Here is an 8726-nt window from a genome sequence, read left to right as displayed (position 1 = left end):
CTCGGCTGGGACCGCAAAAAGATGCGCGATCGTTTCAATACATTAATGGAGCTGGTTGGTCTGAATCCTGACCAATATCGAAAACGATTTCCACATGAGCTTTCCGGAGGGCAGCAGCAGCGTGTTGGTGTAGCCCGTGCATTAGCTGCCGATCCGCCGGTCATGTTGATGGATGAACCATTCGGAGCATTGGATCCGATCATCCGCACCCATCTCCAGGAAGAATTCCTGCAAATTCAAAAAGAGCTTAAGAAAACAATTCTGTTTGTAAGCCATGACATTGACGAAGCAGTCAAGATGGCAGATAAAATCGCCCTGCTCAAAGGCGGCAAGATGATGCAATACGCGGAGCCGGCCAAGATGCTGAACAAGCCGGCCAACAGCTTTGTTGCTGAATTCGTCGGGCAAGACCGTGTGCTTAAAAGCATGAGTCTATACACAGTGAAAGACTTGGCAAACGCTTTGTCACTAAAACCAGTCTTTGAATCTCCTGACTTTCAAAATATCAATGAGAACCTCTCCTTGCGAGTGGCTATATCGAAGCTTTTAAATCAAGAAGCAGATCAGCTGATTGTAGAAAACGACAATGGTACAAGCAAAGGAAGTATCACTTTGGACTTGATCGAGCAGTTCCTGCACCGTGAGATCAAGGAGAGCGTCTGAGGGGGCTGTATTCATGGAACGGACAAATAAAACAATTGCCTTGATTATCAAGGTTGTCTTCTGGGCCCTGCTCATTGCCTTTTTTGTGTGGGCTTTCACCAATAATATGTTCAGCAAAATAGCTGAACAGCCAGATACCTTCTTACGTCTTCTTGGTGAGCATATCACAATCGTGCTGCTTTCTGGTGCTGCCGCTGTGCTGCTTGCAGTACCGCTAGGTATTTTTGTGACCAGACCTAAATTCCGCAAATCAGAATGGCTGATTGTAGGAATTGCCAATCTTGGACAAACAATCCCGAGTCTGGCAGTGCTTGCCCTGGCTATGGGCTTTCTAGGGATTGGAATCAGTGCAGCTGTCGTTGCCCTTTTCGTTTATTCCCTGTTGCCAATTTTGCAGAATACGATTGCTGGCCTGGATTCCGTTAATGATGACATGATCGATGCAGCAAAAGGGATGGGCCTGACAAATGCTCAAATCCTTTGGAAGATCGAGCTGCCGAATGCACTCACTTCGATTATTGCTGGCGTACGGACAGCATTGGTCATCAATATCGGAACCGCTGCACTTGCTTATTTAGTCGGTGCAGGAGGTCTCGGCGTGTGGATTTTCACTGGTATCCGTCTATTTGACAATGCCTTCCTGATGTCTGGAGCGGTACCTGTCACCTTGCTTGCCATTCTGATTGATTATTTGTTCAAATGGCTGCAATTTGCTTTGGTGCCAAAAGGTCTCCGTCTAGCCAAAAAAGCACAAAATGCGTAAAGAAAGGATACCAGAGTTTATGAAAAAACGATTATCCCTATTTGCCTTATTAGCAGCTTTATTGCTTGTTCTAAGCTCCTGTAGTCCCGGCGGGAAAAATATCACTGTCGGAGCTAAGACCTTTACCGAGCAGCTGCTTCTAGCCAAGATGACAACCTTCATATTGGAGGATAACGGGTATAACGTGGAAGAAATCCAGAATCTCGGTTCTTCCGCGATGCGCCAAGCAATTGAAACGCAGCAAGTAGACATGACTTGGGAATATGTAGGTACTGCGCTAGTATCCTATCTAGGTGTGGATCCGGTCGTCGATAAAAATGAAGCGATGGAAACCATTCAAGAGCTGGATAAGGAAAACGGTGTGGCCTGGACAAACTTAACCGATGCCAATAACGTCTATGTACTGGCAATGAAACAAGAGAAAGCGGATGAGCTGGGCATTGATACAATCAGTGATTTGGCTGCTTATGTCGAGGATAACCCAGAAGAACTCAGCTTTGGGATGGAAACCGAATTTGCTAATCGTCAGGATGGGTTGCCGGGTTTGGAGGAGCATTACGGCTTCCAGGTTCCTGATACCAACATCCGGGAAATGGAGATTGGTCTTTACTATTCCGCGCTGAATAATGATGAAATCGATGTGACCGAAGGGTTTTCCACCGATCCGCAAATCAAATCACTAGATTTAAAGATTCTTGAAGATGATCAGGCATTCTTCCCTTCTTACAATCTGGCTGCCTCCATCAATCGAGACACATTGGATGAGCACCCCGAATTAACAGAGTTACTTGAGCCGCTCCAGAATGCACTGACCGCGGATTCCTTACGGGAATTGAACTATCAAGTGGATATTGAACAAAAAAGTGTGGAACGTGTAGCCAAGGACTTCCTTGAGGCGAATAATTTACTCAAAGACTGATATTAAGTACGGCATGTCATTGACATGTAAATCAACTGACACAAGTGAATGATAATACAAACAAAAAGGCCTGCGTTCTGTATAGAACGCAGGCCTTTTTACTCTTCTATTTGTCACATAGATTCGAAGCATTGGAACCTGCCTTAAAAATCTATTGAAACAAGCATATTAGCTTGCAGAGCTATCCCGGGCTTTCTTCCAATCTTCTCGCAGCAGTGCATATACAGTTGCATCATATGTTTTGCCACCATGATAATAATAACTGCGCAAAAGCCCTTCTCGCTTGAAACCATGCTTCTCCACAAGGGATGCTGATGCCGTATTCTCCGGGTAGACCATAGCCCCGACACGTAGCAGGTCGAGTTGTTCAAAGCAATAACCCAGAACTGCTTTCATTGCTTCACTAGCAAATCCTTTCTTCCAATGGTCCGGATGCAATTCGTACCCGATTTCCGCTCGTCGGTTGCTGCGGTTTACTTGATGCAGACCGATTGTTCCAAGAAATCGTCCTGCTTCCTTACAATACATGCCCCACCGAATTACCCGTCCCTCTTGCAAGCCGCATCGGAAAGAGGAAATGACTCGCTCTGCTTCTTCAATGGATTGGAGCGGCTCCATGCCGTAGAACTTTGTTACACTGCGGTCGGACAAAGCAGCAAATACGTATGGAGCATCCTGCATCTTCACTTCATCCAATACTATCCGTTCGGTTTCTAGCTTCTGGAATGTCAGCATTGTATCCCTCTCCTTATGTAAAAAAGACGCACTAGCAAAATTCTAGTGCGTCTTGTGGTGTGTTTAGCCTTTTAGTTCGTTGATGCGCTGCTGTACGCGTGCGCGTTTATCTTCATAATCTGCTTGCTTAGCACGTTCCTCTTCGACGATCTTTTCTGGTGCCTTGCTGATGAAGCCTTGGTTGGAAAGCTTCTTCACAACACGATCGACTTCTTTTGTCCATTTGTCGAGTTCTTTCTCCAAGCGTTCGATTTCTTTAGAGATATCGATCAAGCCTTCAAGCGGCAAGTAAAGCTCTACGCCAGTAAGAACAGCTGACATCGCTTTATCTGGTGCTTGAATACTTGTTGCAATCGTCAGCTCACTTGGATTACAGAAGCGTTCGATATAGTGCTGCTGCGCCTTAAGTTCTGCTTCGATTGTATTGTCTTCTGCTTGGATAAGCAGCTGGATTTGTTTGGACATCGGTGTATCCACTTCTGCACGGATGTTACGAACAGAGCGGATGATGCTAACCAAACGTTTCATCTCTTCTGCTGCTTGTTCATCATGCAAATCTTTGTTGACTGTCGGCCATGCGGCAACCGTGATGGATTCCCCTTCATGCGGAAGCTGCTGCCAGATTTCCTCTGTGATGAATGGCATGAATGGATGCAGCATGCGCATTGTCTGATCCAGTACATGTGCAAGCACAGAACGTGTCATTTGCTTCGCAGCCTCATCTTCGCCATACAGCGGAAGCTTCGCCATTTCGATATACCAGTCACATACATCATCCCAGATGAAGTTGTACAAATGACGTCCAGCTTCTCCGAATTCATATTTCTCAGCATTATATGTGACAGCTTCAATTGTTTCGTTCAGGCGAGTAAGAATCCATTTATCTGCAAGACTCTTCTCTTTGGACAAATCAATATCGCTGTACTGTAAGCCTTCCATATTCATCAAGGCGAATCGGGAAGCGTTCCAGATTTTGTTGGCAAAGTTCCAAGTAGACTCAACTTTCTCCCACTGGAAGCGCAGATCCTGACCTGGTGATGAACCAGTAGATAGGAAGTAGCGCAAGGAGTCTGCACCATACTTCTCGATAACATCCATCGGATCAACACCGTTGCCAAGTGATTTACTCATCTTACGGCCTTCGCCGTCACGTACAAGACCGTGAATGAGTACATCCTTGAATGGACGTTCGCCTGTGAACTCTTTGGATTGGAAGATCATCCGGCTTACCCAGAAGGCAATGATATCATATCCTGTTACGAGTACATCAGTCGGGAAGTAGCGTTTGAAATCAGCTGCTTCCGTGTTCGGCCAATCCATTGTGGAAAACGGCCATAATGCGGAAGAGAACCATGTATCGAGTACGTCTTGATCTTGCTCCCAGTTCTCGATGTCTGCTGGCGCTTCTTTGCCAACATACACTTCTCCTGTTTCTTTATGATACCAAGCTGGAATACGATGTCCCCACCATAGCTGACGGGAAACACACCAGTCACGGATATTTTCCATCCAGTATGAATAGGTTCTTTCGAATCGTTCTGGTACGAAGTTGATTTTGTCTTCGCCTGCTTGCAATTCCAAAGCTTGTTTCGCTAACGGCTCCATGTTTACGAACCATTGTGTGGATAGATAAGGTTCTACCACTGCACCGCTTCGCTCGGAATGACCAACGCTATGCATATGATCTTCGATTTTGAATAGGATGCCTTGCTCCTGCAGATCCTTCACGATTTGCTTACGTGCTTCAAAACGATCTAAGCCATTATATTTTCCAGCATTTTCATTCATGCTGCCATCCTCATTCATAACAAGGATGCGTTCAAGATCATGGCGGTTACCTACTTCGAAGTCATTCGGGTCATGGGCTGGTGTGATTTTCACTGCACCGGAACCGAATTCCATGTCAACGTAATCATCCGCTACGATCGGAATTTCCCGGTTTACTTCCGGCAGGATGACCGTTTTGCCGATCAAATGCTGGTAGCGCTCGTCATCCGGATGTACAGCTACTGCTGTGTCCCCTAGGAATGTTTCCGGACGCGTTGTCGCGATTTCGATATGTCCTGTTCCATCAGCAAGCGGATAACGCATATGATAGAAGTGACCTTGCACATCCTTGTGAATTACTTCGATATCGGAAAGTGCCGTTTTAGCAGCCGGATCCCAGTTGATGATATATTCGCCGCGGTAAAGCAGGCCTTTTTCGTACAATGTGACGAATACTTCTTTAACCGCTTCAGACAACCCTTCATCCAATGTGAATCGCTCACGGGAATAATCTAGGCCAAGTCCCATCTTCGACCATTGCTTTCGGATGAAGCTTGCATACTCTTCTTTCCATTCCCAGCTTTTCTCTAGGAAGCCTTCACGGCCAAGATCGTAGCGGTTGATGCCCTGTTCGCGCAGTTTCGCATCTACTTTTGCCTGTGTCGCGATACCGGCATGGTCCATTCCTGGAAGCCAAAGCACATCATAGCCTTGCATACGTTTCATACGTGTCAGGATATCTTGTAAAGTTGTATCCCAAGCGTGCCCTAAGTGCAGCTTACCTGTTACGTTTGGCGGCGGAATGACGATGGAATATGGCTCTTTGCTTTCATCCCCGGTTGCTTCGAAATATTTGCCATCAAGCCAGAATTGGTAGCGGCCTGCTTCGATGCTGGCCGGATCGTATTTGGATGGCAGCGAGTTCGTTTCTTGTGATTTGTCTGTTGTCATGCCTGGTTCCTCCTTCAATGCTTTTGGTGACATATAAAAACCCTTCTCATCCAAAAGGACGAAAAGGGTTAGTTTCCGTGGTACCACCTTCATTTACGACACTACTTATACGTGTCGCACACTCGAGGGAGATAACGGCTCTTCACCGGCTCCCCCTACTGACTAAAAAGTCACATTCGGGGTCGCTGCATACAGGGCGACCTTCTACTGCAGGTATCCGGGAAACTTCCACCAGTTTGCTTCCCTCTCTAGTATGGACCCTTACACTATACTCTTCCCTGTCAAAGCATTTGTATCATGTATAGCTTATTGTATCCACTTGACAGTAAAAAAGTCAATGAAGAGGCATATTTTTTTCAAAAAAGGGTAAACGCCTAGCTTTTCCCGTTCATATACTGCTTATAGGAGGGATGACAATGAGTAAATTCAACCGCAACAACATGCCGGGTTTCCTCAAGTATTGGGTCAATGTCACCGAGAAGGCGGTAATTCCACTGATCGTCTTCCAGTTCATCAGAACGCTCTTGTTTCCATCGATTTTGGATATCCTTATACTTGGCGGCTTGATCGCCCTTTATTTCAGCTTCCAGACAAAATCAATCTAATCAAGCCTCTGCGCCTTCCTGTTCTTCCTGATCCCGCAGATCCTGAAAATAGGATTGTGCCTGGAGAGCCTGTATCAGCTGCCGATGCGTCTGGGTCAATTCCAATACGACAGCAGGGGTATCCGCCTTTTGCGGAGCACTTACATACTCTCTGACCTGCTTCAAATACCGGCCCGGATGAAGCAAATGCAGCATGAACAGGCTCTCTTCATTTTTTTTCATTTGCCGATGCTCTTCATACGTATGCAAATAAAATGGTGCATTTATTACATTGCTATCTACAAAACGCCATTCTTCCTTATAGTAATCAGCCAGGTCCAAGCTAGGATTGCCAAGCTTGGTCTTTTCCCAATTCAGCAAATGCAGCGGACTGCCATCCTGTACATGGGAAGGTCGTAAGCTGCCATGCAAGACACTATGCTCCATCTCGGGATCTGCTTTAAGATCCGCATCATAATGGTCATACCATTTATCCAGCATTGCAGATACATGCTCCAAATCCTTATAATGCGTGCAAACGAGCAAGGGCACAACCCCCATGTATGTTTGGGATTCGAAACGCTCTACCAAACCGAGCAGCTCCTCCCTGTCCTGCTGGAGCTTTTCTTTCTGCTTCCGAATGGCCAATGCATACGCTTCATAATCTATTGGATACCGTTTGCTGGAGGAGGCATGTATCTTCCCAAGAGTAGTGAACAGCATCTCATAAGGATGATCTGGTTCATCTGTTCGATGCCGCTCCAGCCATGGCATCAGATAATACACTTCCCCTTCATCCACTACATAGAAATTCTCCTGCAATGTTTGATAGACCGGCGGAACACCTTCCCGATAAAAATTATGCTTGCCTTGGACGACCATCAGCCAGCGGTCGAGCCGCTCCGGATGGAGGGATGACCTTTTTAAAGCAAAAGCCGCCTGGTGCGTTTGCACTTTAGACAGGCGGCTGGTAATAGCTTGAACCGAGGCTGGCGTGATGCCATAGGCAGCTAGTATTCGATCGATATTTTCCATCTAGCACACCCCGTTCATTTTTATTAATTCTTTCTTGGACGACGCTGCGGAATGACTAGCAGCTGACCTTCCGATACTGTTTCTTCCTCCAGATTATTGGAGCTGGCAATTGTACTGACAGGCACATCATATCGATTCGCAATCTTCTCCAATGTGTCCCGCTCCTGAACGATACAGACACGGACCTTCGTATATGTTTCTTCCCTAGCACCAAACATGTGGACAAGGAAATTGCTGCTGTCACTTCGGTCAGCTGCTGCTTCTTTTGTTTCTGTCACTTCGTCTGCTTCAGCCACTTCCTGCAAATCCTCCGGCTGCAGTTCCTGATTGATTGGGACTGACTGCAGAGATACGTCGTTATAAGCATCCTCGTATGATTCTTCCGTATCAATCTCTTCTGCAGTTATATCTGCTTGCGGCACCTCCGTAGGCTCGACTGGCTTACTGCCGAAAAACTCACTGAATGTCTTCGACTCTTTATATTTCCATCTGTCATCCTCTTCTGGGGTCAAAAGAGGAGGTGCTTCGAATCTGATTGGCTCAGGAGGCGCTTCTTCTGTTTGCTTTGCTTGATACGTAAAGGTGAAATCCGGTGCTTCGGCTGGTTCTTCATGAGGCAGTTCCCGATCCAGATAATATACGTCATCATCCTGATCAAGCGCCTGTCGGAAATCAGCCGCTTGATAAGCATCCTCCAGCTCATCAGGTAGCACGAAGAATTCTTCTGGCAGCTTGCCAGCTGCTGGAATCTGATAGTCATTTTGTACGTACTGTTGTTCTTCTGATTTATAAAATGCTTCTTCGCGTGATTGCGGAGCTGTCTTCTCCGCTTGAATATTAACCCTTGGTGATGCAGGTGCCCGCTCTTGTGCATAAGCCTGAGGTTCTTCCTGTTCCTCTTCATCAGCAGGACGTTGTTCTATATAATCTGCTGGAGCAGCTGAAGCCTCCAGTACCGTTTCTGCCTGTGATGGCGTTTGTTCTGTATAATGCTGTGCAAATGAGATGCTTTGCTCCTCTGTCTTCTGATCGCGGGTTTCTGCTTTTAATTCAGCTTCTATCTCATTTTCGGCATATTCCTTAGAAAACTCATAGCCCTGCGCTTCGGCTTCTTTTCCCTTACGATTTTCTGCCTGCGCTTCTGGCTCTTTCGACTCCACATATTCTTGAGCTGACTGGTAGCTCTGCACCTCAGCATTTTGTTCTTCACGTGCTTCTGCTTGCGCTTCTACCTCTGTCGACTCCACATATTCTTGAGCTGACTGGTAGCTCTGCACCTCAGCATTTTGTTCTTCACGTGCTTCTGCTT

At 46.4% G+C, this 8726-nt stretch carries 8 protein-coding genes and 1 other annotated feature; of the genes, 4 read left to right on the top strand and 4 right to left on the bottom strand.

All coding sequences use genetic code 11. The features are described 5' to 3' along the window. The 3 genes from CHH91_RS04905 to CHH91_RS04895 form a co-directional block, all read left to right on the top strand. On the top strand, nucleotides 1-663 hold a 663-nt coding region (locus CHH91_RS04905), incomplete at its 5' end, for an ATP-binding cassette domain-containing protein (protein ID WP_095222365.1). A 13-nt stretch (nucleotides 664-676) separates the two neighbouring features. Beyond that, nucleotides 677-1426: an ABC transporter permease gene (locus tag CHH91_RS04900; RefSeq protein WP_095222363.1), complete on the top strand. Its 750-nt coding sequence runs from the start codon at nucleotides 677-679 to the stop codon at nucleotides 1424-1426. Between the two features lie 19 nt (nucleotides 1427-1445). After that, entirely contained in the window at nucleotides 1446-2345 is a 900-nt protein-coding gene (locus tag CHH91_RS04895; protein WP_176465677.1) for a glycine betaine ABC transporter substrate-binding protein, read from the top strand. A 168-nt stretch (nucleotides 2346-2513) separates the two neighbouring features. On the opposite strand, the gene CHH91_RS04890 is transcribed toward CHH91_RS04895, so the two are convergent. Further along, entirely contained in the window at nucleotides 2514-3080 is a 567-nt protein-coding gene (locus tag CHH91_RS04890; protein WP_095222361.1) for a GNAT family N-acetyltransferase, read from the bottom strand. A 63-nt stretch (nucleotides 3081-3143) separates the two neighbouring features. Further along, nucleotides 3144-5798 carry a valine--tRNA ligase gene (locus tag CHH91_RS04885; RefSeq protein ID WP_095222364.1) on the bottom strand — a complete coding sequence of 885 codons (2655 nt, stop codon included), beginning with the start codon at nucleotides 5796-5798 and terminating at the stop codon, nucleotides 3144-3146. Nucleotides 5799-5849: 51 nt separating this feature from the next. After that, nucleotides 5850-6092 (bottom strand) — a binding site (T-box leader). Nucleotides 6093-6214: 122 nt separating this feature from the next. Between CHH91_RS04885 and CHH91_RS04880 the strand changes: the two genes are divergently transcribed. Next, nucleotides 6215-6403: a hypothetical protein gene (locus CHH91_RS04880; protein WP_095222360.1), complete on the top strand. Its 189-nt coding sequence runs from the start codon at nucleotides 6215-6217 to the stop codon at nucleotides 6401-6403. Here the strand turns inward: CHH91_RS04880 and CHH91_RS04875 are convergent, their stop codons facing one another. Together CHH91_RS04875 and CHH91_RS04870 are read right to left on the bottom strand one after the other, a co-directional pair. Beyond that, nucleotides 6404-7417 (bottom strand): protein kinase family protein, encoded by a 1014-nt coding sequence (locus tag CHH91_RS04875; RefSeq protein ID WP_095222359.1) that lies wholly within the window; start codon nucleotides 7415-7417, stop codon nucleotides 6404-6406. 23 nt (nucleotides 7418-7440) lie between these two features. Next, nucleotides 7441-8726 (bottom strand): LysM peptidoglycan-binding domain-containing protein (locus CHH91_RS04870; protein WP_141234126.1); only part of this gene is annotated, 1286 nt, incomplete at its 5' end.

It is taken from the genome of Virgibacillus sp. 7505 (assembly GCF_002272135.1).
Lineage (GTDB): Bacteria > Bacillota > Bacilli > Bacillales > Amphibacillaceae > Terribacillus.
The sequence above is the reverse complement of the archived record's forward strand: the minus strand, read 5'-3'. Positions and strand labels throughout refer to the sequence as shown.

What these genes read in the sequence shown, in the direction of transcription:
- CHH91_RS04880 (WP_095222360.1), top strand. Translation starts at nt 6,215, where the DNA reads ATGAGTAAATTCAACCGCAACAACATGCCGGGTTTCCTCAAGTATTGG.
- CHH91_RS04890 (WP_095222361.1), bottom strand. Translation starts at nt 3,080, where the DNA reads ATGCTGACATTCCAGAAGCTAGAAACCGAACGGATAGTATTGGATGAA.
- CHH91_RS04875 (WP_095222359.1), bottom strand. Translation starts at nt 7,417, where the DNA reads ATGGAAAATATCGATCGAATACTAGCTGCCTATGGCATCACGCCAGCC.
- CHH91_RS04895 (WP_176465677.1), top strand. Translation starts at nt 1,446, where the DNA reads ATGAAAAAACGATTATCCCTATTTGCCTTATTAGCAGCTTTATTGCTT.
- CHH91_RS04900 (WP_095222363.1), top strand. Translation starts at nt 677, where the DNA reads ATGGAACGGACAAATAAAACAATTGCCTTGATTATCAAGGTTGTCTTC.
- CHH91_RS04885 (WP_095222364.1), bottom strand. Translation starts at nt 5,798, where the DNA reads ATGACAACAGACAAATCACAAGAAACGAACTCGCTGCCATCCAAATAC.